The sequence below is a fragment of the Ornithinimicrobium cryptoxanthini genome (assembly GCF_023923205.1).
In the GTDB taxonomy this organism is placed as follows: Bacteria; Actinomycetota; Actinomycetes; order Actinomycetales; family Dermatophilaceae; genus Ornithinicoccus; species Ornithinicoccus cryptoxanthini.
Genome location: NZ_CP099490.1, coordinates 3,486,569 through 3,508,978 on the forward strand (window position 1 = coordinate 3,486,569; position 22,410 = coordinate 3,508,978).

The 22,410-nt window shown below is 63.6% G+C and carries 18 protein-coding genes and 4 pseudogenes; 14 read left to right on the forward strand and 8 right to left on the reverse strand.

What is annotated here, in order from left to right; all coding sequences use genetic code 11:
* Positions 1 to 58: 58 nt before the first annotated feature.
* The 8 genes and pseudogenes from NF557_RS16105 to NF557_RS16135 all read left to right on the forward strand — a co-directional run.
* Entirely contained in the window at positions 59 to 961 is a 903-nt protein-coding gene (locus NF557_RS16105) for a polysaccharide biosynthesis protein (RefSeq protein ID WP_252620789.1), read from the forward strand.
* Positions 955 to 1,917: an acyltransferase gene (locus tag NF557_RS17655; RefSeq protein WP_280923971.1), complete on the forward strand. Its 963-nt coding sequence runs from the start codon at positions 955 to 957 to the stop codon at positions 1,915 to 1,917. Before NF557_RS16105 ends, NF557_RS17655 begins: the two co-directional genes overlap by 7 nt.
* 845 nt (positions 1,918 to 2,762) lie before the next feature.
* Positions 2,763 to 3,170: a hypothetical protein gene (locus NF557_RS16115; RefSeq protein ID WP_252620790.1), complete on the forward strand. Its 408-nt coding sequence runs from the start codon at positions 2,763 to 2,765 to the stop codon at positions 3,168 to 3,170.
* 84 nt (positions 3,171 to 3,254) lie between these two features.
* Positions 3,255 to 4,295: a glycosyltransferase family 4 protein gene (locus tag NF557_RS16120; protein ID WP_252620791.1), complete on the forward strand. Its 1,041-nt coding sequence runs from the start codon at positions 3,255 to 3,257 to the stop codon at positions 4,293 to 4,295.
* 163 nt (positions 4,296 to 4,458) lie between these two features.
* Positions 4,459 to 4,682 (forward strand): annotated as a pseudogene (locus NF557_RS16125) (integrase core domain-containing protein); the annotation flags it as partial.
* Between the two features lie 128 nt (positions 4,683 to 4,810).
* Positions 4,811 to 5,917, forward strand: coding sequence for a glycosyltransferase family 4 protein (locus NF557_RS16130; RefSeq protein WP_252620792.1), 1,107 nt, complete (start codon positions 4,811 to 4,813; stop codon positions 5,915 to 5,917).
* 172 nt (positions 5,918 to 6,089) lie between these two features.
* A pseudogene (locus NF557_RS17905) lies at positions 6,090 to 6,302 on the forward strand (transposase); the annotation flags it as partial.
* 41 nt (positions 6,303 to 6,343) lie between these two features.
* Positions 6,344 to 6,790, forward strand: a pseudogene (locus tag NF557_RS16135) (IS1634 family transposase); the annotation flags it as partial.
* A gap of 93 nt (positions 6,791 to 6,883) precedes the next feature.
* On the opposite strand, the gene NF557_RS16140 reads toward NF557_RS16135, so the two are convergent.
* The 3 genes from NF557_RS16140 to NF557_RS16150 are packed head-to-tail and all read right to left on the reverse strand — an operon-like array spanning position 6,884 to position 10,328.
* A complete protein-coding gene (locus NF557_RS16140; protein ID WP_252620793.1) occupies positions 6,884 to 7,873 on the reverse strand; it encodes a tyrosine-type recombinase/integrase in 990 nt (329 codons plus the stop codon).
* The gene (locus NF557_RS16145) at positions 7,870 to 8,793 is read right to left on the reverse strand and encodes a tyrosine-type recombinase/integrase (RefSeq protein WP_252620794.1); all 924 of its coding nucleotides are present in this window, start codon (positions 8,791 to 8,793) and stop codon (positions 7,870 to 7,872) included. The genes NF557_RS16140 and NF557_RS16145 overlap by 4 nt, the downstream gene beginning before the upstream one ends.
* Entirely contained in the window at positions 8,790 to 10,328 is a 1,539-nt protein-coding gene (locus NF557_RS16150) for a tyrosine-type recombinase/integrase (protein ID WP_252620795.1), read from the reverse strand. The genes NF557_RS16145 and NF557_RS16150 overlap by 4 nt, the downstream gene beginning before the upstream one ends.
* A gap of 127 nt (positions 10,329 to 10,455) precedes the next feature.
* On the opposite strand from NF557_RS16150, the pseudogene NF557_RS16155 reads away from it, so the two are divergent.
* Positions 10,456 to 10,689 (forward strand): annotated as a pseudogene (locus NF557_RS16155) (IS1634 family transposase); the annotation flags it as partial.
* Between the two features lie 306 nt (positions 10,690 to 10,995).
* Here NF557_RS16155 and NF557_RS17910 read toward each other — a convergent pair.
* The 5 genes from NF557_RS17910 to NF557_RS16175 form a co-directional block, all read right to left on the reverse strand.
* Entirely contained in the window at positions 10,996 to 11,583 is a 588-nt protein-coding gene (locus NF557_RS17910; RefSeq protein WP_370584414.1) for a GNAT family N-acetyltransferase, read from the reverse strand.
* A complete protein-coding gene (locus tag NF557_RS16160) occupies positions 11,537 to 12,766 on the reverse strand; it encodes a lipopolysaccharide biosynthesis protein (RefSeq protein ID WP_252620796.1) in 1,230 nt (409 codons plus the stop codon). Before NF557_RS16160 ends, NF557_RS17910 begins: the two co-directional genes overlap by 47 nt.
* The gene (locus NF557_RS16165) at positions 12,763 to 13,761 is read right to left on the reverse strand and encodes a hypothetical protein (protein ID WP_252620797.1); all 999 of its coding nucleotides are present in this window, start codon (positions 13,759 to 13,761) and stop codon (positions 12,763 to 12,765) included. The genes NF557_RS16160 and NF557_RS16165 overlap by 4 nt, the downstream gene beginning before the upstream one ends.
* Positions 13,762 to 14,093: 332 nt before the next feature.
* Positions 14,094 to 15,110: a Gfo/Idh/MocA family protein gene (locus NF557_RS16170; protein ID WP_252624255.1), complete on the reverse strand. Its 1,017-nt coding sequence runs from the start codon at positions 15,108 to 15,110 to the stop codon at positions 14,094 to 14,096.
* Between the two features lie 68 nt (positions 15,111 to 15,178).
* On the reverse strand, positions 15,179 to 16,297 hold the full coding sequence (locus NF557_RS16175) for a DegT/DnrJ/EryC1/StrS family aminotransferase (protein ID WP_252620798.1): 1,119 nt from the start codon (positions 16,295 to 16,297) through the stop codon (positions 15,179 to 15,181).
* Between the two features lie 74 nt (positions 16,298 to 16,371).
* On the opposite strand from NF557_RS16175, the gene NF557_RS16180 reads away from it, so the two are divergent.
* The 5 genes from NF557_RS16180 to NF557_RS16200 all read left to right on the forward strand — a co-directional run bounded on the left by NF557_RS16180 (position 16,372) and on the right by NF557_RS16200 (position 22,395).
* Complete coding sequence (locus tag NF557_RS16180; protein ID WP_252620799.1) at positions 16,372 to 17,691, forward strand: nucleotide sugar dehydrogenase; 1,320 nt, start codon at positions 16,372 to 16,374, stop codon at positions 17,689 to 17,691.
* A gap of 128 nt (positions 17,692 to 17,819) precedes the next feature.
* Positions 17,820 to 18,104, forward strand: a complete 285-nt coding sequence (locus NF557_RS16185; protein ID WP_252620800.1) for a DUF4235 domain-containing protein — start codon at positions 17,820 to 17,822, stop codon at positions 18,102 to 18,104.
* Between the two features lie 207 nt (positions 18,105 to 18,311).
* Entirely contained in the window at positions 18,312 to 20,042 is a 1,731-nt protein-coding gene (locus tag NF557_RS16190) for a polysaccharide biosynthesis protein (protein WP_252620801.1), read from the forward strand.
* Between the two features lie 64 nt (positions 20,043 to 20,106).
* Positions 20,107 to 21,537 (forward strand): tyrosine-protein kinase domain-containing protein, encoded by a 1,431-nt coding sequence (locus NF557_RS16195; protein WP_252620802.1) that lies wholly within the window; start codon positions 20,107 to 20,109, stop codon positions 21,535 to 21,537.
* Positions 21,538 to 21,540: 3 nt separating this feature from the next.
* Positions 21,541 to 22,395 carry a hypothetical protein gene (locus NF557_RS16200; RefSeq protein ID WP_252620803.1) on the forward strand — a complete coding sequence of 285 codons (855 nt, stop codon included), beginning with the start codon at positions 21,541 to 21,543 and terminating at the stop codon, positions 22,393 to 22,395.
* Positions 22,396 to 22,410 lie beyond the last annotated feature (15 nt).

The window sequence follows — 22,410 nt, forward strand, 5'->3', positions numbered from 1 at the left end:
CGCACCCGCGCCGCGCGCAGGATTCTTGCGCGCCGTACTTACTGTCGCATCTGGCAGCATGATTGGAAGTGCGATCAGTTTTGCCGTCACACCGGCACTGACCAGCCTCTTTACCCGCGGCGAATTCGGTGCGTTCTCGGTCACCACTGCGATCGTCTTGTCTCTGGCTAGTGGAGCCTTGGGGCGATTCGCGTCGGCCGCTCTGATCGCCAAGGCCCAGACTGAGTCCCAAGGCCTTCTGGCTCTGGGCGTTGCAATGACCATGGTCTGCCTCATCCTCATCACCGTGGTTGCCTTCGCGGGCCAAGTTTTCCTCCATGAGCACAGCCCATGCCACCTTCATGGTCTGTATCCAGGTGTGACGCTCTTAATCACTCCAGTGGTGGCCTACCAACTTCTCAACGCGTGGGCGATCCGCCATTTTCCCTATCGCGCCATCGCGAATCGTCACGTCCCTCAATCTGATAGCACGGCAACAGCCCAATTGATCGCAAAGAGTCTCACCTCCCGCGCTTGGAGGCTCGTCGCCGGCTACTTCGTGGGCCAACTCATCGGCGCCGTCTCCCTGCGCTTCCGAGCTGACTTGTTTGAGAAACTTGAGGGTGCTCCAGTACGCAAGCAGTCTCTGGTTCGACGGTATCGTCAGTTCCCACTGGTGGTGGCTCGAACCGGCTTCGTCAACGCTCTGGGCGGCCAAGCCCCCCTCCTGATGGTGCTTGGCACTTATGGGGCAACGAGTAGTAGATTGTTAGCTTTGGTCACGCGAGTCCTAGCAGTCCCACCGATGTTGCTCGGACTGTCGACAGCGCCAGCCTACGTCAGCCAGTTGCCACAGTGTAAACGGGACAGCGAAGTCGAACGCCTCCTGTCGCCTATTTCACTCTACAACGCGAATGCTGGCTCACCGCACTCTTCTGCGTTTCGCAACCCATCACCAACGGAAAGAGCGACATTATGCTGAGGTTCCTGCTTTCACTACTACCGGGCCGACTCCATTCTGCGATCCTTCGAGCTCGAGGACACCAGATAGGCGCCGGCGCGCAGATCGGCTTTGGTTCGATTCTTCAGGTCGATCAAATCGAACTGGGCGCCGGCGCCAAGGTAGGACCCTTCGTTCATGTTCGCGCCGAAAGACTCGTGCTCGACTCAAAGGCGACTATCAAGCCTCTGACGACCCTGTCCGCGGGTCACATTCACTTAGGACACAGCGCTCGGATCGGGATGCTCAACATCGCCTCGAGCGACGTTACTTTAAAAAGCAACCGACTGGTCCTCGGTGCGCATGCCCAAACATTTCCCTTTTGCTGGCTTGACCCTGGTCATGGCATCACCCTGGGTGAGCGCACGGGTCTCGGAGGCCATGGGCTCGTGTTCACGCACGGCAGTTGGTCAAACTATTTCCGTGGCGCTCCCGTTGCCTTCGGCCCCGTCAACATCGGCGCTCGTGTCTGGATTCCTTGGCGGGTGTTCATCCTTCCTGGAGTCACGATCGGCGACGACGCCATAATTGCGGGGGGCAGTGTGATCACCAAGGATGTTCCTGCTGGCTCTCTCGCGGGCGGCAGCCCCGCCAAGGTCATACGCGAAAAGGCTAATGCGTTCATAGATGAAGATGAATTGCGCAAACGTCTTGACTTTGTCCTTTCCGCCATCATGACTCAGCCGTGGGCAACACGACGCCTAGTTCAAACCAGCCATACGGGCCCCTCATTGACGCAGGTGCCAGCGGACGTCTACTTCGGCGCCAACCTGTCCGCACACGAGAGAGCGACGTTGTCAGGTCGCGGAGCGACGGTGGTCGACGTCGTTAGTGAGAAGGCGTGGCTCGGAACAGACAGCGCCGCTGGCCTACGAGTCATTTCTTGGCTGACTCGCTACGGAGTGCGCTGTGATGTCCAGGAAGGCAGTGCAGAATGACCACCAGCACATGTGCCAGCAGCGTGGACATCTCACCCGCCTCGCCTTTCCCTCTATTTGGATATGCCGCAAGGCCTGCCCTCGCGAAAGGACTCGGGCGCCCAATCGAGGCCAACGTTCTGACTTTTCGGTCCAACGTTGGCCTGATTTACCTGCTCAGCACCGACACGTTGTACGGTGGTGAGATAGCAGACCGGTTAGCTTCACGGCTCGCTGTCCCTCGCTCCCGCGTATTGGTGATGGGGTCGCACACCCACTTCGCCCCCGGTATAGATCACGGACTCTCTCGCCTTGGTCCAACCCATGAGGGGTACTTGGAATGGGTCGCTGACCGATGCGCAAAGGCAATATACGCCGCAGAAACAGCGGATAACATCACCGTTCGTTGGAGTACAGCCCGTGCGCCCAGACTGTTCTCCAACCGTCGTCGGCCCGTCCTGGGCGTGGGCCTTCGCCTGCCAAAGCTGGGCCAGGTCGTCACGGCACCCAATCCGAAGGGCCCAGTGGACGACCTCATTCGAGTCATCACTATGTGGTCTGGGTCCAGGCCGGTAGCAGTTCTCTGGAGTGCGGCCTGCCACCCAGTCGCCGCTAGCGAACCCGGAGTGGTGTCGCCGAGTTTCCCGGGGTCTGTTCGCGAACACATCAGGAATTTCCTAGGCCAGCCCGACTTGCCAGTTCTCTTTCTCCAGGGTTTCTCAGGTGACGTACGGCCAAACTTTCTAAGCCGCCTGCCACCCAAGTCAGCGAAGGCCTTCCTGCGATACGTCGCCGCCGGATTCACCACTTACGTCGAGCCATCCCGAGAACAACTACGTGACTGGGACCGTAGACTCTCGGAAATCGTGCTTGCCACTCTCAGGCGTGGGGCGGTCGGTCCAGCCCGCCCGTTGGCTCCGGGCTTCCAGCAAGCAACCCGATCCCCCAAGGATTGGGAACGCACGATACGTATGGTTAAACTGAACCTCACGGAAGATATTGCGGTGCTCGCGACGAACGCGGAGGTCGTCTCGTCCCGAGTGAAGGAAGTGGCCGCCCGGGCGCCCAATGCGATTCCCGCTGGGTGCCTCGACGAAGTGATCGGCTATTGGCCGACAGACACCATGATCGAGGAGGGCGGTTACGAGGGATGTCTTTCACAGATTTATTTCCCCAGACTAGATTGGGGTGCGGCTGGCGGAGCTGATAACCTTTGGCGTTCACTTCTTGACGAGTTGTACACCCCACGAATCGGCCCTCACACGACGCACTGAAAGACGATAATGTCCCGAGTTACACATGTCAGCTCCGCCCACCGAATCTCAGACCCGAGGATACATTTGCGTGAGGCAGCCTCAATGGCGCGCGTGGGGCACACCGTGGCGTTCGTAGGCAATGCTCACGACATTGATTTACCTTTCACCGGCGTAACCCTTCACACCATACAAAGGCGTGGCCGTTTGGGTCGTCTGACTTTGGGGTCCCTGGAGGCGGTTCGTCTCGCCCTGACCACCAATCCGGAGATAGTACACTTGCACGATCCTGAATTGACGTGGAGCATAATCCCACTGCGCCTGAAAGGAATTAAGGTGGTATACGATGCGCATGAGGATCTTCCTCAACAGGTACTTAGTAAAGAGTACCTCAATCGATGGATGCGGCCATTAGGTTCTTGGGCGGCCCATGTCATCGTAAAGCTTGCCTCGGCCAGCGATATCATCGTGGCTGCTACGGAGACCATTGCCACTCGGTTTCCGAGCGATAAAACGGTAGTAGTGCGAAATTTCCCCATACTCCGAGCGTCCGACGCAGAGACCTCTATGAAGTATCGGACGAACGCAGTAGGGTACGTAGGCGTGATGGGTGCCACGCGAGGGACGAAGGAAATGGTAGAAGCTTTCGCCCACCCGGATTTTCCGTCGACTTGGAAAGCAATTATTGCCGGCATCGGTTCCCCTGAGAATTTCCTTGGCACGCTTCGATTGAGCGATGGATGGAATAAGGTGGACTATCGTGGGTTCGTCTCCGCTGATGATGCCCGCGATTTGCTCAAAGAATGCAAGGTGGGTATCGTCACGCTACGACGGACTCCTGCCTACTTGGACTCACTCCCAACCAAGATGTTCGAGTACTTCGCCGCAGGCATCCCCGCTGTAGCGTCGGATTTTCCGTTGTGGCGTTCCATCATTGAAGAGTACGATTGCGGTATTCTTGTGAACGAGGAATCCCCAGAAGAAATCGCTCGAGCGGTAGGCCGATATGCGGAGGACCCCGAACTGCTCACTCGCCACAGTCACAACGCACGCAAGGCGGCACTGGGTGATCTCAACTGGAATCGCGAGGAAAAGGTCATGTTGGCGGCGTACGAGCGTCTTGCTCAGATACCCGAACCACGGTAGAGCCAAGTGGCTCTTCACAAACGAGGGTGTAGTTGGGGTCTGAGGCCGCCGGCCTCGAGGAGAGTGCGGGCGACGTAGTGGGTGAGGTTGCGGGAGGCCGAAGGCCAGTCCGCGGAGGTGCTCATCCTGAGACCTCCCGGGGTTTCAAGCTGAACGTCACGCCAAGCGGACCCGCCCCTACCGGCCCAAACCAACGGCAAGATCGAACGCTTCCACCGCACTCTGGCCGACGGCTGGGCCCACGCCCGGCAGTACAGCACCGAGGCCGAGCGTCGCACAGCGCTAGCCGCGTGGCTACACGCCTACAATCATCACCGGCCCCACACAGCCTGCGGGAACCAGCCACCCATCACACGATTGACCAACGTCCCCGGGCACTACATCTAGACCCGAAAGCCAAGCCAATGCCTCCATCAGCCCAGAACCATACCGCGGAACCGATCCCGACACAGCCACGGATACTAGTCATCAACCAGTACGCACTCCCTCGAGATCAAGGAGGCGGGACACGACATGTGGAACTCTTCGATCGCCTCCCTGGGTACTCCTCTGTCATATACGCATCCGATCGCAACCACACCACCCAAGAAAAACTCACGACAGACGACCCCGCATTTCGCCTCATCAAAGGGCTCAAATACGACGGGCCGAGCGGGAAGCGCGTTCTCGGCATGTTCCAATTCGCTTGGGACGCGGCGTACAGAGCACTGAGTAATTCTCAAGACTGGTCTGTTGTGTACGCCTCGACGCCGCAACCTCTCGCCCTCCTCAGCGGCATCGTCGTTTCCCGGATCAAAAATGTCCCTCTAATCATCGAAATACGTGACTTATGGCCACAGTCTCTAGCAGCAGCCAAGATCATCAAGGCGGAGGGGCTCGTCTACAAGATTCTGGATTCAATCATGCGAATATTTTACCGGAAGGCAGATGCCATAGTCGTCGTTACGCCCAATTGGATACCGGGACTTTCGGATATCGGCATACCTAGGCGTAAGATCTGGTCAATTCCCAACGGTAGTGATCTGATGCGCATGAGTCCTTACGCTGGAGCTCTTCACGATCCGCCTCGCGCAGTCTTCGCTGGTTCACACGGCGCGAAAGATGGTCTCCACTACATCTTAGATGCGGCCGAGTCACTGCCAGACGTATCCTTTACCTTGATCGGCGATGGACCTCAGAAAACATGGGCGATCGGCGAAGCAGCTCATAGGCAACTCGCGAACGTTCGGTTTCATCCGCCCGTGCCGAAGAACGACTTGGCCGCTGTTCTGGAACAGTATGATATTGGCATTCATGCTGTATCTAAACTACCGATATTCGCCCAAGGCATGAGCCCAAATAAGCTATTCGATTACCTAGCTGTCGGCCTGCCAGTGGTGAGTAACGCCAAACCAGGTTTGCTCGGGGTCATTGATGATGGTCAGTGCGGGCGTCTTGGTGGTTGGGATGACTTGGCCGCACTGCTCCACGACGTAGTTACCGCGCTTCCAGCCACCAGGAAGCAGTGGAGTTTGAACGCGGTCCGCGTCATAGAATCGAGGTACGCGCGGAGCAAGAGCCGGGAGGCCCTTCTAACTCTTCTCGATCACGTTACTCACAGCAAGGAGTCAACTGATGCCTGAGAGCACACTTTGGCTGCTCTCGTTTCGCCCTTCGCTCCATCTACGACTTGACGGGCTACGCAGTTGCCGTAGATATCGAGCCTCGGAATTCACCAGTTGCGTCTTTGAGGTTGACCCCGTTGGGTGGACATTCTGACCGTCAGGTTTCGGCCTGGCAGGAGAGGATGCCCTCATGGGTGCCAAGAGGAAGAGCTACACCCCGAAGTACCGGCAGGATGCTGCTCATCTGGTGATCGATACTGGACGGACGATCGTGGAGGTCGCCAGCGAGATCGGTGTCGGGGCGCAGCTGCTGGGCCGGTGGGTGGCTGTCGAGCGGTCCCGGATGGACGATCCGCCCGAGGCGGTCGACGCGAACGAGCGGGCCGAACTTGAGCGGCTGCGCCGCGAGGTCGCCGAGTTGCGGATGGATCGGGAGTTTCCTGGGACGGACAACTGGTGGACACCATCACCCCACGGGGCCGGCACGCCAGCGAGAACGACCGCAAGCACCGGGCCGAACCGACCTGGGACCAAGCCAAGCATCCGAAGTCGTGGCGGGCGGTGTGGGCCTACTCAGCCAAACGCGCTGCCCGCGACGCCAAGACCTTGACGTTGCAGGAGAACAAGGCCAAGGCTGTCATCGCTGGTGAGAAGGCCGCCCGCACCCCACGGTTCGTCAAGACCATCAACGGCACCAAGTCCCTAGACGAAGCCTCCCTGGCCAGAGCACGACGCCTGGCCGGGCTGAAAGGCTACGTCAGCAACATCCCCGCCACCGTGATGCCCCCAGCGGAGGTCCTCAGTTCCTACCACGCACTGTGGCAGGTCGAGGCCTCCTTCCGCATGTCCAAGACCGACCTGCGCGCCCGGCCTCTCTCATGCCGACGTCGGCATGAGAGAGGTTATGCCGACGTCTTAGTTATGCCGACCCCGGTGATGAGGGTGCTGGTCAGCGAACTGGGGGCGGTTGAAAGGTCGGCATAATCAGAGGCTGTCGAGGAAGGCCAGCACGTCGGCGGGTGGGGTGTACGTGCCGGGCGTGACTGATGGGTCGCGGGTGCGGTCGATCGCGGTCTGCTTGATGGTCATGTCGGCGTGGAGGTAGACGTCGGTGCTGGTGGTGTTTTGGTGGCCGAGCCAGAGCGCGATGATGGCGACGTCGACGCCGGACTGGAGCAGTCGCATCGCCGCGGTGTGGCGCAGCGTGTGCATGGTGACGTGCTTTCTGCCCAGGGAGGGGCACTGCTTGGTGGCCGTGATCAGGTGTTTGGCCAGGCGCCGCTCGAGCGCGTCGCGGGACAGGTGCTGCCCGCGGGGCCCGGGGAAGAGCGCGACGCCGGGTCGGGTGGACCGCTCGTCCAGGTATGGGACGAGGATCGCGAGGGTGCCGGCGGTCAGCGGGGTCGCGCGGTACCGACGTCCCTTGCCGGTGCAGGTCACGTGCGGCCCGGTACCGGTGTGGACGTCACTGGTGGTCAGTGCGATGAGTTCGCTGATTCGCAGCCCTGTCTGAACAGCCAGGGTCAGCAGCGCCCTGTCCCGGTGCCCGGTCCATGTGCCGGCATCGGGAGCGGCGAGTAGCGCTTCGGTCTCGGCCTCCTCAAGGAACTGCACCACCCGCGGCGCGCGGCGTCGTGCCGGTAAGGCCAGGACCCGCGCGAGTGTGTCGGCGTGCTCGGGGTGGTCGGGCAGGGCCACGGCCAGCACGGCACGGATCGCGGTGAGCCTGGCGTTGCGGGTGGTCGGACTGTTGCCGCGGTCGGTTTCGAGGTGGTCCAGAAACGCGGTGATCGCCTCGACGTCGAGCATGCCCAGGACGAGCTTGTCCGCCGGGAGACCGGTGGTCGCGCTCAGGTGCTTGATGAGCAGCCGCCAGGTGTCGCGGTAGGAGGCGACCGTGTTCGGCGACAGCCCTTTCTGGGCGTGCGCGTGGTCGGTGAAGTAGGACTGCAGGGACGGGCCCAGGAGCGTCATGACGGCTCCTTCGGCTGGTTGAGACGGGTCGCGGCCAGGAACATTAGCTCCGGCGTCGCTGACAGGTACCAGTAGGTGTGCGTGGTGCTGGTGTGCCCTAACCAGGTCGCCAGCAGCGTCAGGGTCCGTTGCGGGTCACCGCCGTCGGCGTAGGCCGCGGCCATATGGCCGGTCGCGAACGTGTGCCGTAGATCGTGCAGTCGGGGGCGGGCCGCCCCGCGCGGGAGGAGACCGGCGGTGGTGACGACGCGGGCGAAGTAGGCCTCGATCGTGGACCGGTGGTAGCCGGTGCCGCGCGAGCTGACCAGGAGTGGGGCGTCGGTGGCGGGGCGGGTGGCGCTGCGGGCGGGCAGCCGCCCGTATGTCTTCAGCGCCTCCAGGGTCGTGGGGTGCACAGGGACCAGCCGGTCTTTGCGTTTGCTCGCCCGGATGGTCAGCACGCCCGTGGCGGTGTCGATGTCGGCTGGGGTCAGTCGCAGTGCTTCCCCGATCCGCATCCCGGTCGCGGCCAGCAGGGCGATGACGGTGCGCATCGTCGCGGCTTGCAGCTGACGGGTGAACACCTGCGGGCAGGTGTCCAGGAGGGCGTCGAGGTCGGCCTGGGTGTAGATGAACGGTGCCGCACGGCGCGGGCCGGCGGGCAGGACGCCGCGGGGTGGGACCTGCACGTCGACGCCGATCGCGTCCAGGTACTTGGCGAAGGTGCGGACCGCGCCCAAGCGCATGCCCCACCAGCGCGGGTCCGCATCGGCGGGCAGCCGCGCCCAGGTGACGGCGTCGGCGGTGGTGAACGTCTCCTTGCCCTGAGCGGTGAGCCAGGACAGGAACTGACCGACGCGGTGTTCCAGCACGGACAGGTCGTAGCCCAGGGCGCGGCGCATCGCCAGGTATTCGGTCAGGTGCTCTTGCAGGGTGCTCATGGTCCGGGCACCTTCCCCCATGTTGGGGCCAGGACGCGCAGCGCGGCCAGGTCCGTACGGGCGTAGATCATCGTGGTGTCGGTGCGGGCGTGGCCGAGCAGCTCACGTGCCTCGACCAACGAGCCGCCGCAGGCCAGGACGGCGGTCGCGGCGGTGTGCCGTAACGCGTGGGCGTGCACCGTGCCCAGCCCGGCCACTGTGGCCAGGTGCGCGACGACGCCGGAGATGCCCTGTCGTCCCAGCCCGACCAGCGGCGGGCGGGACCGGGTGAAGACGGCTCGGTCGCTGGCGCCGACCGGGCGCCCGTCGCGAAGGTAGTCGACCAGCGCTTGCCCCACATCGACCGGGACAGGCAGCCTCAGAACCCGTCCGCTCTTGCCATGGACCATTAGCGTCCCTGCGTGCCAGTCCACATCGTCCAACGTCAGCGTGGCGACCTCCCCGGCGCGCAGCCCTAGTCGGCTGATCAGGACTACGATCGCCCGGTCCCGCAGTCCGGTCGGTGTGCTCGTATCGGCAGCCGCGACCAAGGCGAGTACCTGCCCCGGCGTCAACGCCCGGGGCAGGGCGGGGGCAGCCGGTGTGGCTGGGCGCAGGATGCCCGCCGAGATCGAGCGGCTCACCTGGCCGGTCAGGAAGGCCCAGTCGAGAAGGCCGCGCATCGCCGAGACCAGGTGGCGCCGTGAGGACAGCGAGTACCCCTGACCTCGTCGGGCCACGTACCGGTTGACCGCGGTCACGTCGACTCCGTCCCAGACCAACTGTCCGTCCTCGATAGGAAGCTCGGTCACGAAGTCCTGCACCCAGCCGCGGCACTCGGCCGCCCATCCCTGGCTAAGACCGCGCGGGGCGCGCAGGTGAGCGATCCAGTCCTCGAGAAGTTGCTCGGCCGGGGCGGTCGGCACTGGTGGCGGCTGTGACGGTGGCGTCAGGAGGCTGGTGGCCAGGAAGAAGTTGCGCACCGTCACGATCCGTCGCGCCGAGGACGGATGCCAGTCGCGTCCTCGGGACTGCGAAGCCACGAACCTGGTCAGAACGGTGTCGTCCAGATCCTGGACGTCCAGCCGCTGTCGGGACATCCAGCAGCTCAGCCGTGCCGCCGTGCATGCCACCGAGCTGGCCGTGCCAACCGCGTACCCCTGCTCCTTCAGCCAGGACACCAGGTCGAGCACGACCTCATCCAGCGGGCCTCCCTGCAGTCGTGGCCGACCATCCAGGCCACGGCTCGCCGGCGGCCGCAAAATCAGGACGCCGTGGTCCGACAGGAACCGCTTGACCAGCGGCAGGTACTGGGCAGCGGCAGTGACCTTACTACCGGATCGCTGCTCCTCCGCAGCGACGTAGGCATCGACGAGGTCCTCGTCCACGTCCGCGGCGAACAGCCCACGGCTCCTCACCCAGACCGAGAACCGGCCGAACGCCAGCACCGCCCTCCGCGACCGTTCCGACGAGATCTTCGAGACCGTCAGCCACGCCGCCAACGGCTCGGCCCACGCCTCCACAGGATCCACACGATTGACATCCATACCGGCCATAGCCGCCTCCTCGGGTTCGATACCCGAGCATCCCGCCGTCGAAGACTATGCCGACCTTTCAACCGCCCCCAGTTCGCTGACCAGCACCCTCATCACCGGGGTCGGCATAACTAAGACGTCGGCATAACCTCTCTTCGCCAGACGCAGACACGCGATCGAGGCCCACCTGACCATCGTGTTCACCGCCCTAGCCGTCTCCCGCGAGGTCCAGAACCGCACCGGGCTAGCGATCCGCAACGTCATCCGCCAGCTGCGCCCGCTGCGCTCAGCGACCATCGCGATCAACGACGCCACCCAGACCTTCGGCCCCGCCGTCCCAGACACCGAGCAGGCCGTCCTCGACGCGATCCGCCGCCGCTGAACTCACACACTAAGCGAATGAACAAACTCAGGTCAGGACCGAGGCCGTGAACGGTCGCCTTGAGCACCTCCGCGGCCTGGCCCTCGGCTTCCGCAACATCGGCCACTACATCGCCAGAGCACTCCTGGAAGCTGGCGGAATCAGACCCCAACTACACCCTGGATTATGAAGAGCCCCTTATCGCCCCATCGACCCGACCTGATGAAAGACCGGGCCTGGTGCCGCAATTTCGCGGGCTCCTCTCACTGGGGCGCCCAACGAGGGGACTGAGATACGGTGACGCCCACGCTCAAAACTAGGATATTTTCAGGCCTTGTTCCAGTCTTGGATTATGAAACGACCACATATCTGGAGCGCCCTTACCATACCAACCGGCTCAAATCCGGCGCCCACAATGCCGCGACGAGAAGCCATATTTGAGACTTCAGTGTCAATCAGGATCCACCTCTCAGGCCATTCACTCGCGGCGGCCAGCGCCAACTGGACAAGGAGCGCCCGGTACACCCCCTGGCCCCGGCAGTCGAGAGATACATAGCAATTCCTAATGAGACAACTCGTCTCCGGGACCCGAATATGCTCCGGGCGCGTCCTACGTGGTCCTGGTATCTTCCGAACCCACCCGTGGCCGACCACCCTTCCTCCCTTCATAGCGAAAAGGCCTATATCTGCGGTGGACTTTACCGCAGCGGCGAACGCCGCGGTGGGGGGATCCGCGCGCGCTTCGCCGACGCGGAGTAGATTGGAACGGGTGATTCGTTCGAACTGAACGTCCGCGAGTGGGCGCCCTTGCGGAGCACCACCTGGCCAGCCGTAGATGGCCTGCTTCCGCACGGCAAACAGTCTCATGCTAGTTTCTCCTAACCAAGCGGTACGCCACGATCCAGGTCGCCACATAATTGGCGAGTTGCCCTATGGAGGCGCCTAACACAAGGCTCACGGGATCGCGTTCCATCGCGTAGAACCCGTAGGCAAAGGCGAGGACAAGCACTGGACGCGACAAATCAATAGCAATTGACGCCCGAGCCGCCTGATAGAGGGTAAACACACTGGACACCGGGGCGACAATCAGGCTCGCGATGGCACTCACGGCAAGGGCACGTATGTAGTTGGGGATGTCAGGCCAGTCCGGTGCCACCCATTGGCACACGGTCAACAGGACAGGCGAGTAGACGAAAGTTGCAACGGCGGATGCCAGAACAAATAACATCCCCGTGGCCGCCCTAAACAACTGAAGGCTTGAACGCCCGGCACGCATCCTTGAAGCGATCTCGGCGGACACGACCTGCCCTACCCCCTGCGTTATCAGAGCGGCGGGTGCTTGAAGCAGTCGTTGGCCGACCGCGAGCGCGCCCGCGGCTACAGGACCGAACAGGCTAGCGGTAAGAAGTATTGGAATGTTTGACCCAAAAGAGTTTAAGAGTGCCGAGGGAGCAAAAACAACCGGAAATTTCCAATAGGTGACTGCCACCTCTCTGAGGGGCTCCGCCCGCGGCCTCACTGAGTATCGTGAAGCACCCTTAACTAGTGGAACAATCCCAATCCACCGTCCCACCAACTGTCCAATCAGGAGTCCGTAGCCCAGTCCGATCCGCGCCAAACCGAGGCCAACCTGGATCGCTGCTGTTGCAACTCCTTGCACAACGTGACGCGTGGCTACACGTCGATAGTGACCATCGCGTAGTGCCAGTTGTGTCAGCAAAGCAAAGAGTCCGTTGGCTACTACTAGTCCGGCCGCCCATAGGCCATATGTCCAATCAGGCACTGCCCCGAACTTTGATAGGGTCGCACAGACAATCAGGGTCGCAACGCTCGTGAGCAGAAGACTGAGTAGGCCTAGCCACGCGAGCAGGCCGACTTCTCGAGTCGCTTCGGGCAGTAGTAAAGCCCTATCAAACTTGAGACATGCGGCCGGCGCGGCGACCGCAGCCAGTGCCAATATCGTCCCAAAGATGCCGAAGGCTTCTGCCCCATACGTTCGAGTTAAGAGTGGCAGCGAAAGCAAGGCTATACCCTGGGCTACAACGGCCCCAAGGGTGATCTGGGCCACTCCCGAATACAGATACCGAAAGCCACTCATCCCGAGTCCACAGTACGAGTACTGTATCTATTTGTCCTGATTCGTGCTGCTTTTAACCAAGTGTAGGCCCGTGTTTTTACTTCGCGGATAGCGCGATCACTGGGGTGCTGAATAACGTAGTACGCGTGAAGGTTCATGCCCCATCGCTTCTTGCTAGCGTCAACGCTGGGGATGTTAGCCCCTATGTAATCGTAGGTGGTCGCCCCCGCGCTCGCGAGCTCTTCAAGCACTTCCTTCTGCATGAATTGAGCGGCGCCGAGACTTAATCCCCGAGGAGTGGTCGCTTGCAGCCAGCCGAGCGCAGTTGCTCCGGGCGTTAGAAGTCTGATACCTGCGCTGAGCACTTCCCCGTCGCCACCACGGACAGCGCTCGTCCGCAAGGCCGCCGCGCCCAGTCCGGCCCTTAGAGAATACAAATCATCTAGAGTTATACCGAGTTTGTACCCCTTCCTGTCCGATGCGTCTCTCAGGAGTGGATAGATGTGTTGCGGGTGCTCGAGTTCCTGGTAAGTCAAGCCTTTCCGTGATACGTTTCGAATGCGTTTCTTAAGTCGGGCGTCTGCACTATCGAGATCGTAGGGCAACTTGCATGTGTACGTATATTGTGGTTCGACAAGAAATCCTGCCCACTGGAATGCGCGGACATCTGAGATGATGGGCGGGAGGGCCAGGGCGCCACCGAACTTTCGGGCCTTAAGCGTTTTCGCGAACTGCTCTAGCAGGCCGCTGACAGCACTGCGATCAACTGCCGGACCCACTCGACGGATACTCATAGGGACATAAGGTAGGTGGCGTGGCATGACGAATCGCCCTCTCTTGTCCGCAAAAAGGATGACCTCTAGTACCGCCTTATTGCTCTCATAGTAGAGCGCCTCCGGAACCAGGTCATACTTACTACTGAACCAATCCACTAATCCCGGATTCGTGAGTGATGCGTAGTCAAGGTCGGACGTCGTTCCCGCACAAGAGTGTTTACTGCTAGGAGTGGCGTTCATTCCAAGTCCCTCCATACTGCCGTACGGCGCCGACTACGAGTTATTCGGTGACGGTGGAACCTCACGTTCGCGGCGTTTAGGACCGCGACGCGATTCCACGGAAGGATGCTGCATGGCATCTCAGTTGCCGCCTTCGGCTGGAATGCAGTGCGAGCTTGACAGGCTCTCACTGGCACTCGGGCGTCATTGTGCGCTGCGGGGGCAGCGAGATATTTTGGCGACCCCATGTTAGGGCAGACACATCTAAAGCATTGTGCTTGTCGCCGTTCTGCACCGACACCATCGCGATTACGTCCCTTTCTGACATCCTCCGCAGAGAATTTTTTCTGTACCTAGGACAACTGACCTTTTCGCTGTTCCCTCTCGTACGCCGAGCGGCCTAGGAACTGCAGGGTCTGGGTCTCTGCCGACTGTAAGAGCGCTTGGGTGACGCGTAGCGCGTGCACGCCCTCGGACATACTCACCGACTCAGACTCCCTGCCCCACAAGCGATCCCGGAAGTTCTCCTGCTCCACCCGCAGGGGCTCCCGCTTGGCGATCGCATAGCGGATCGAGTCGCCCTCGGAGACACCACGGAACACGGTGACCCGGTCCCAGTCCGACCGCACATCACCATTGGCCACAAACGTCAGGTCCCCCGAGAGGGTGTTGGCCACGAACGAGCCCTTCTCCCCCGTCGCGACCGTCTCACGCACCTTTAACGGCGAGAGCCAGTTCACGATGTGGTTGACGATGATTCCGTTGGCCAACCGCCCCGAGGCCACCATCATGTCCTCGTGCTCCCGCCCCGACCGGTGCGTGACCTGCGCGCTGACCATCGCATAGGGCGACTGCGCGATCCAGGACGTCAGATCCACATCATGAGTCGCCAGGTCCTTCACCACCCCCACATCCGCGATCCGCGCCGGGAACGGCCCCTGCCGCGAGGTGGTGATCTGATAGACATCCCCCAGCTCACCGGCCTCGATCCGGTGCCGCATCTCCAACAGCGCCGGGTTGCACCGCTCGACATAACCCACACACCCCACCAGGCCAGCGTCCGCAAACGCCGCCGCGACCGCCTCCCCCTCGGCCACGGTCGCCGCGATCGGCTTCTCGATCATCGCGTGCACCCCCGCGCCGGCCAGCTCCAACGCCACCTGCTCATGCAGATAGGTCGGCACCGCCACCATCGCCGCGTCGATCCCCTCACCGATCAACGCCGCCACATCCGGCAACACCTCCAGCTCACGGGCCACCCCGTGCTTATCGCCCTGCGCATCAGCAACCGCGACCAGCTCCATCCCCTCCACCTCACGGATCACCCGCGCATGGTGGCGGCCCATCGCGCCCAACCCGATCAACCCCATCCGGATCGGCTGCCCCTCCGGGACCACCGCACCCGACGGGCCACCATCGGTGCCACCCCACGCCCCCATCAGGAACCCGCCCCCACAACCGTGGTGACGCCCGTCGCGATCCGCTCCAGGTCCTCCTGGCTCAACGACGGGTGCACCGGCAGGCTGATCACCTCAGCCGCCGCCCGCGCCGTCACCGGCAGCTCATGCTCCGGGGCAAACCGCGCCAACGACACCAGCTCATGGTTCGGGATCGGGTAATACACCCCACACCCCACCTTGTGCTCCTCACGCAACGCCGCCACCACACGGTCCCGCTCAGCCCCGCTCGCCCCCGCCAAACGCACCGTGTACTGGTGATACACGTGCGTGCACCCCTGCCGCACCGGCGGCACCACCACCCCAGACAGGTTCGCGTCCAACCACGCCGCGTTGGCCTGCCGCGCCGCCGTCCACGCCTCCACCTTGGTCAGCTGCACCCGCCCGATCGCCGCGTGGATATCAGTCATCCGGTTGTTCAACCCCACCAGCTCGTTCTCGTACTGCTTCTCCATCCCCTGGTTGCGCAACAACCGCACCCCCCGGGCGATCTCCTCATCCTCACACGCCACCATGCCCCCCTCACCCGAGGTCATGTTCTTCGTCGGATACAAGCTGAACATTCCAAACGTGCCAAACGAACCCACCGGCGCACCGGCATACCGCGCCCCGTGCGCCTGCGCCGCGTCCTCAAACAGCTGCAACCCCGCCTCGTCCGCGACCCCCTGCAGACCAGCCAGGTCCGCCGGGTGACCATACAGATGCACCGGCATAATCGCCGCCGTGGCATCCGTGACCGCAGCCCGCACACTGACCGGGTCCAGGTTGAACGTGTCCGCCTCAATGTCCGCAAACACCGGCGTCGCCCCCGTCAACGCCACCGAGTTCGCCGTCGCCGCAAACGTGAACGACGGCACGATCACCTCATCCCCAAGACCGATCCCCGCCGCCAACAACCCCAGATGCAACCCCGACGTGCCCGAGTTCACCGCCACACACGTGCGCCCACCCACCAGCTGCGCCGCGAACTCCTCCTCAAACGCCGCCACCTCCGGACCCTGCGCCACCATCCCCGAACGCATCACCCGATCAACAGCCGCCCGCTCCTCATCACCAATAATCGGCCTCGCCGCCGGGATCATCGCCTGAGTTCCTAGCATGTGGACTAACCTCTCTGGTTCAAACTCAAAGAATACGCAGGCCACCCTAACCCTCAGAACAGAAGGAGGCGAAAATGAAGATCGCCGTTGTCGCACTGGGCAAGATCGGCCTGCCGCTGGCAGTGCAGTTCGCCGATGCGGACCCCAGCCACGAGGTCGTCGGGGTCGACGTCAACCAGGGCCTGGTCGACCTCGTCAACCAGGGCACCGAGCCGTTCCCGGGGGAGGCGCACCTGGCAGAGAAGCTCGCCGAGCTCGTGCCGGCCGGTCGACTGCGCGCCACCACGGAGTATGCCGACGCGATCCCGGGTGCGGACGCGATCGTCCTGGTCGTCCCCCTGTTTGTGGACGAGGCCACCGGTGCGCCCGACTTCGGCTGGATGGACGACGCGACCAGGAGCCTGGCCCAGCACCTGACCCCCGGGACGCTGATCTCTTATGAGACGACCCTGCCGGTCGGCACCACCCGCGACCGGTGGAAGCCGATGATCGAAGAGATCTCCGGGCTCACCGAGGGCAGCGACGAGGGTTTTCACCTCGTCTTCAGCCCGGAGCGGGTCCTGACCGGGCGTGTCTTTGCGGACCTGCGGCGCTATCCCAAGCTGGTCGGCGGTCTGACCGAGGCCGGCACCGTCAAGGCCGTGGAGTTCTACAAGTCTGTCCTGTCCTTCGACGAGCGCGACGAGCTGCCGCGGCCCAACGGCGTGTGGGACATGGGCACTGCCGAGGCGGCCGAGATGGCCAAGCTCGCCGAGACGACCTATCGGGACGTCAACATCGGCCTGGCCAACCAGTTCGCCCGCTTTGCGGACACGGTCGGCATCGACGTCCAGCGTGTCATCGAGGCATGCAACTCCCAGCCGTTCAGCCACATCCACCAGCCCGGCATCGCCGTCGGCGGCCACTGCATCCCGGTCTATCCGCGGCTCTACCTGGCCACCGACCCCGACGCCACCGTCGTGCGCAACGCCCGCGAGGCCAACGCCGCGATGCCGGAGTATGCCGTGGCGCGCGCCGAGTCCCTGCTCGGGTCACTGGCCGGCCTGAAGGTCGCCGTGCTGGGCGCGTCCTATCGCGGCAAGGTCAAGGAGACCGCCTTCTCCGGCGTCTTCGGCACGGTCGAGGCGCTGCGGCAACGGGGGGCCGAGGTGGTGGTGCACGACCCGATGTTCTCCGCAGACGAGCTGGCCACCTACGGCTGGACCGCGCACGCCCTCGGCGAGCCCGTCGACGTCGCGATCGTCCAGGCCGACCACCCGGAGTATGCCGAGCTGACCCTGGCCGACCTGCCCGGACTCAAGCTGCTGCTGGACGGCCGCCGGATCACCGACCCTGCCGCGTTCACCGGGGTGCCCCGGCTGACCATCGGCGGGGGTGAACCGGTCAGCGGATGAGCTGTGAGACGTGGACTGCCTTTGCTCCTCCTCTGAAGCTGAATGAGCTCAACGATCCTGCGCTCCGATTCAGCGCTTCTAGGTGACCCAGGTGACGCAAGGACACAGGTCATGGCAGGCTAGGGCTTATGGGCAACATCGTGGCTAAGATCCTGACCGCCGGTGCGGCCGTCGCCGCGAGTTTCATCGCACGCAAGGCGACGGACGGCACCTGGAAGTTCGTGACCGGCAGTGACTCCCCAGAGAACCCGGAGGACCCGGACATTGACATCAAGGAGGCCATCGCCTTCGCGGTCCTCTCCGGTGCGCTCGTCGGTCTGGCCAGGCTGCTGGCCAACCGGCAGACGAGCAAGGTCGTCGCCAAGGGCAGCCACAAATCCTCCGAGCAGGTGGCGGACGCCGCCAACGGGTGAGTTGCGTCACCCTTGTTGCGGGACACACGATGCTCAGGAGTCTGGGCCTCTTGCCGCGCGTGTACCTTGAAGCGATTGAATGTGAAAGCACTGCCGTGAAGGGGTCTGATGGCAGACGTTCCTGCCTCCATGTTGTCTAGTCGTCGCGAGCACACCGTGCGAGCTCTCTGGATCGCGATAGACGGAGCCTGTTGGGTCATCGCCATCATGGCGACGCTGTGGACCCGACTGGAGCTTGACGGCAACGTCTTGACGCACCTCAACACCTGGCTCGTCGCGCTGGGAGCCGCCAGCCTCCACGCCGTCGTCGGCACCGTCCTCGGGCCCTACATGGTGCGCCACGTGCGCGGCAGCTTTGAGGAAGTCATCTCGGTGGTCCGCGCGGCTGCCATCACGGGCCTGGTCCTGCTGGTGGTCGCCTTCGCCTTCAACACCATCTTCCTGCCAAGGTCGGTCCCCTTCCTCGCGACAGCGCTGGCGATCGTGCTCATGCTCGCCGCCCGCTTCACCATCCGCACCTATCGCTCCCGACGTGCGGGGACGCGGGAAACAGCCGGTCGCGTCATCGTTTACGGCGCCGGGCTGGCCGGCCGCCGCCTCGCCTACAACATGCTGCACGACGACCGCAGCGAGCTCGTGCCCGTCGCCTACATCGACGATGACCGCCACAAGCGTCGCCTCAGGGTCGAGGGCGTGCCGGTCCTGGGCACCGGTGCTGACCTCGTCGCCGTGGCCGAGCGCACCAACGCCACCCACGTCGTGGTCGCCATCCCTCGTGTTGACTCAGAACTGCTGCGCGAGACGCGCGAGCTCGCCGAGGAGGCCGGCCTGAAAATCAAGGTCCTGCCCCCGCTCAACGAGTGGGTCCGGACGGCTGATCCCCAGGGGAGCGACCTGCGCGACCTCAACCTCGAGGACCTGCTCGGTCGGCATGCTGTCGCGCTCGACCAGGACGCGATCAGCGCCCACCTCACCGGTAGGGTCGTCCTGGTCACCGGCGCCGGCGGCTCAATCGGCTCAGAGTTGTGCCGCCAGATCGCGAAGTTCAACCCCGGACGCCTCGTCATGCTCGACCGCGACGAGTCGACTCTGCATGCCACCCAGCTCAGCATCACCGGTCGCGCGCTGCTCGACGCCGACGACCTGATCCTGGTCAACATCCGCGACGCCGACACGCTTCGAGCCCACTTCGCCGAGTTCAAACCCGAGATCGTCTTCCACGCAGCCGCCCTAAAGCACCTCAGCCTGCTCGAGCGCTACCCCACCGAGGCATGGCAGACCAACGTGTTGGGCACCCTCAACGTGCTGCAGGCCGCCACCGAGGCTGGCGTCGACACCTTCGTCAACATCTCCACCGACAAGGCGGCAAGTCCGACCTCCGTCCTGGGCTACTCCAAGCGGATCGCCGAGCGGCTCACCGCGCACTACGCCCAGACCGCCCCCGGCCGTTATGTCTCCGTCCGCTTCGGCAACGTCCTGGGCTCCCGCGGCTCGGTCATCCCCGCCTTCACCGAGCAGATCCGTCGTGGCGGTCCCGTCACTGTCACCGACCCCGACGTCGAGCGTTACTTCATGCTCATCCCCGAGGCGTGCCAGCTCGTGATGCAGGCCGGCGCCATCGGCCACGACGGCCAGGCGATGGTGCTCGACATGGGCACCCCCGTGAAGATCGTCGACGTCGCCCACGAGCTCATCGCGCTCTCCGGCAAGGACGTCGAGATCCAGTTCACCGGCCTGCGGCCCGGGGAGAAGTTGACTGAGGTGCTCTTCATGACCGATGAGGCCCACCAGCCGACCTCCCATCCGATGATGGCGGCCGTGGACGTCCCCTCACTGGACCCGCACTTTCTAATGCGACTGCAGGTCCAGGACCCCGCATCCGTCCGCCGAGCCTTCGAGGCCTGCGGGAACAGCGACACCTCCGCAGCCGCGATGTGAAAGCTACGACCCCTTCGCGGGTAGGGTGACCCAGTCCGCAACCGTCTCAAGTACAGGATTATCGGTGGAGCTAACTGACTACGTGCGAATCGCCAGACGCAGTTGGCGGCTCATCCTGGCAGCGGTGCTCACCGTGGTCGCCCTGGCCGCGCTGCTGACGGCTCTGACGCCGCGGGAGTATCGATCCACGGCTCAGCTGTTCGTGTCGACAGCCGGCGGTGACAGCGTCTCAGACCTGGCCCAGGGCGGGTCGTTCACGCAGCGTCAGGTCGCGACCTATGCCGACATCGCCACGACACCGATCGTCCTTGACAAGGTCGTGGCAGAGCTCGGACTGGATGAGTCCGCTGGGTCACTGGCGGGACGCGTGAGTGCCGTCGTGCCACCCAACACCGTCCTCATCGACGTCGCGGTGGTCGATGACGACCCGGTGGAGGCAGCACAGGTCGCGAACTCTGTCGCCGCTGAGTTCGCCGAGACCCTGCAGGAGCTGGAGCGAGTCGACGCCTCAGGCGAGAGTCCTGTCAAGGCGACGGTCGTGAAGCCCGCGACCGCGCCGCAGTCGCCTGCGAGTCCCAGCCCCCTGCGCAACCTTGCTCTGGCGACCGTCCTGGGTCTGCTGCTCGGGGCTGGGCTAGCTGTGCTTCGCGACCTGCTCGACACCAACGTCAGGGGGGAGTCCGACATCCACCGCGTCACTGACGAGCCCGTGATCGGGGCCATCGCCTTCGACAAGGACGCCGAGGACCACCCCCTCGTGATCGAGATTGACCCGCACAGTCACCGCTCCGAAGCTTTCCGCTCGTTGCGGACCAACCTCTTCTATCTCAGTCCCGACGAGCCGGCGCGGACGCTGCTGATCACGTCCACGGTGCCGAACGAGGGCAAGAGCACCACCTCGGTGAACCTGGCGCTGACCATGGCCGAGACTGGCGCCAGGGTCTGCCTCATCGAAGGTGACCTGCGGCGCCCGCGGATGCTCGAGTACATGGGGCTCGAGAGCGCTGCGGGCCTCACGGATGTGTTGGTCGGGCGGGTGGACGTCGAGGACGTGCTGCAGCCCCACGTGTCGAACCTGCACGTCCTCGGGTGCGGGCCCATCCCACCGAACCCGAGCGAACTGCTCGGGTCCGCTGCGATGGAGCGTCTCCTGGAACGACTCTCGAAAGACTACGACTACGTCGTCATCGACGCACCACCCGTCCTGGCAGTGACGGACGCGGCCGTCCTCTCGACGTTGGCGGACGGGACGATCGTCGTCGTCGGGGTTGGGGTGGTCAAGCGTGACACTCTGTCGCGAGCGATCGCCGCGCTCGAGCGGGTGGACGCCAACGTGCTGGGCGTCGTGCTCAACCGGCTCCCGGTCAAGGGGCCAGACGCCTACGCCTACGACTATCAGAGCTATCGGCCCGGGGTGGAGATCGAGGGCCGGGGGCGACGCGCAAGGTCCAAGGCCTCGCGTCGGCGCTCTGAGCTCGCGCAAACACAGGAGTGAGCGATGGCGCCCAGCACCAGGACTCAGAACGTGATCGTCACGGTCCTTGCTGTGCTCGCCATAGGTCTGTCGGGCTTTGCGATGTGGAGTGTCGCTCAACCGCACTCGTCTCTCGTGGACGGCGCGACCGCGACGACGCGACCTGCGACTGGGTCTGACAACCAGGCGGCCGCAACCTCGACTGCTGCGCCAACCGGTGACGAGGACGAGACCACCGAGAGCGCCACGGGCGAGACCGAGACGGCCACGGCCTCCAACGCGAGTGTGGACAGCGAGTCCACCCCCAGTGTTGAGAGCTGGGTGGACGCCTGGTCTGGGGAGGCGGACCTGCTCGTCATCGGCGACGGCCTGAGCAACATGCCAAACCAGTGGGTGCAGCTGTGGGCGCGGCAGGTCGGCCAGGACCGTCCCGTCCAGCTCCACCACTGGGGCGAGCGCTCGAACGTCTCCTTCAACGACCCGCGGGTGCTCTCCGAGGCGGGCGGAGCTGCCCTGACCGTCTGGAGCGCCAGCCGCGCCGGGTCGAGCGTCGCGGACGCCGCAGAGCACTACGAACGCTTCGTCGAGGCGTCGACCACGCCTGACGCGGTGCTCGTCACGCTCGGGCACAGCAGCGGGCGCGAGGACGTGGCAGCCGGCCTCGACGCACTCCTGGACCAGATAGACGAGACCATCCCCGTGCTCATTGCGATCGGGCCCGAGGGGCTCTATGCCGACGGCGTCGGTGATGCCTTCCTCGACTGGGCCCAGGACCACGATGACCGCGTCTCGATGCTCGACATCCGGCCAGTCGCACCGGCCTATCCCACCGCCGAGCAGTGGGCTCTCGCCTTCCAGGAGGCGCTCGACTCACCCTGACCAGGGTCCGTAGTG

Bases quoted from the DNA above. Each gene is read 5' to 3' on its own strand.
- NF557_RS16105 (WP_252620789.1), top strand. From the start codon at position 59: ATGATTGGAAGTGCGATCAGTTTTGCCGTCACACCGGCACTGACCAGC.
- NF557_RS17655 (WP_280923971.1), top strand. From the start codon at position 955: ATGCTGAGGTTCCTGCTTTCACTACTACCGGGCCGACTCCATTCTGCG.
- NF557_RS16120 (WP_252620791.1), top strand. From the start codon at position 3,255: ATGGCGCGCGTGGGGCACACCGTGGCGTTCGTAGGCAATGCTCACGAC.
- NF557_RS16140 (WP_252620793.1), bottom strand. From the start codon at position 7,873: ATGACGCTCCTGGGCCCGTCCCTGCAGTCCTACTTCACCGACCACGCG.
- NF557_RS16145 (WP_252620794.1), bottom strand. From the start codon at position 8,793: ATGAGCACCCTGCAAGAGCACCTGACCGAATACCTGGCGATGCGCCGC.
- NF557_RS16150 (WP_252620795.1), bottom strand. From the start codon at position 10,328: ATGGCCGGTATGGATGTCAATCGTGTGGATCCTGTGGAGGCGTGGGCC.
- NF557_RS17910 (WP_370584414.1), bottom strand. From the start codon at position 11,583: ATGTGGCGACCTGGATCGTGGCGTACCGCTTGGTTAGGAGAAACTAGC.
- NF557_RS16160 (WP_252620796.1), bottom strand. From the start codon at position 12,766: ATGAGTGGCTTTCGGTATCTGTATTCGGGAGTGGCCCAGATCACCCTT.
- NF557_RS16165 (WP_252620797.1), bottom strand. From the start codon at position 13,761: ATGAACGCCACTCCTAGCAGTAAACACTCTTGTGCGGGAACGACGTCC.
- NF557_RS16170 (WP_252624255.1), bottom strand. From the start codon at position 15,110: ATGGGGTTGATCGGGTTGGGCGCGATGGGCCGCCACCATGCGCGGGTG.
- NF557_RS16175 (WP_252620798.1), bottom strand. From the start codon at position 16,297: ATGCTAGGAACTCAGGCGATGATCCCGGCGGCGAGGCCGATTATTGGT.
- NF557_RS16180 (WP_252620799.1), top strand. From the start codon at position 16,372: ATGAAGATCGCCGTTGTCGCACTGGGCAAGATCGGCCTGCCGCTGGCA.
- NF557_RS16185 (WP_252620800.1), top strand. From the start codon at position 17,820: ATGGGCAACATCGTGGCTAAGATCCTGACCGCCGGTGCGGCCGTCGCC.
- NF557_RS16190 (WP_252620801.1), top strand. From the start codon at position 18,312: ATGGCGACGCTGTGGACCCGACTGGAGCTTGACGGCAACGTCTTGACG.
- NF557_RS16200 (WP_252620803.1), top strand. From the start codon at position 21,541: ATGGCGCCCAGCACCAGGACTCAGAACGTGATCGTCACGGTCCTTGCT.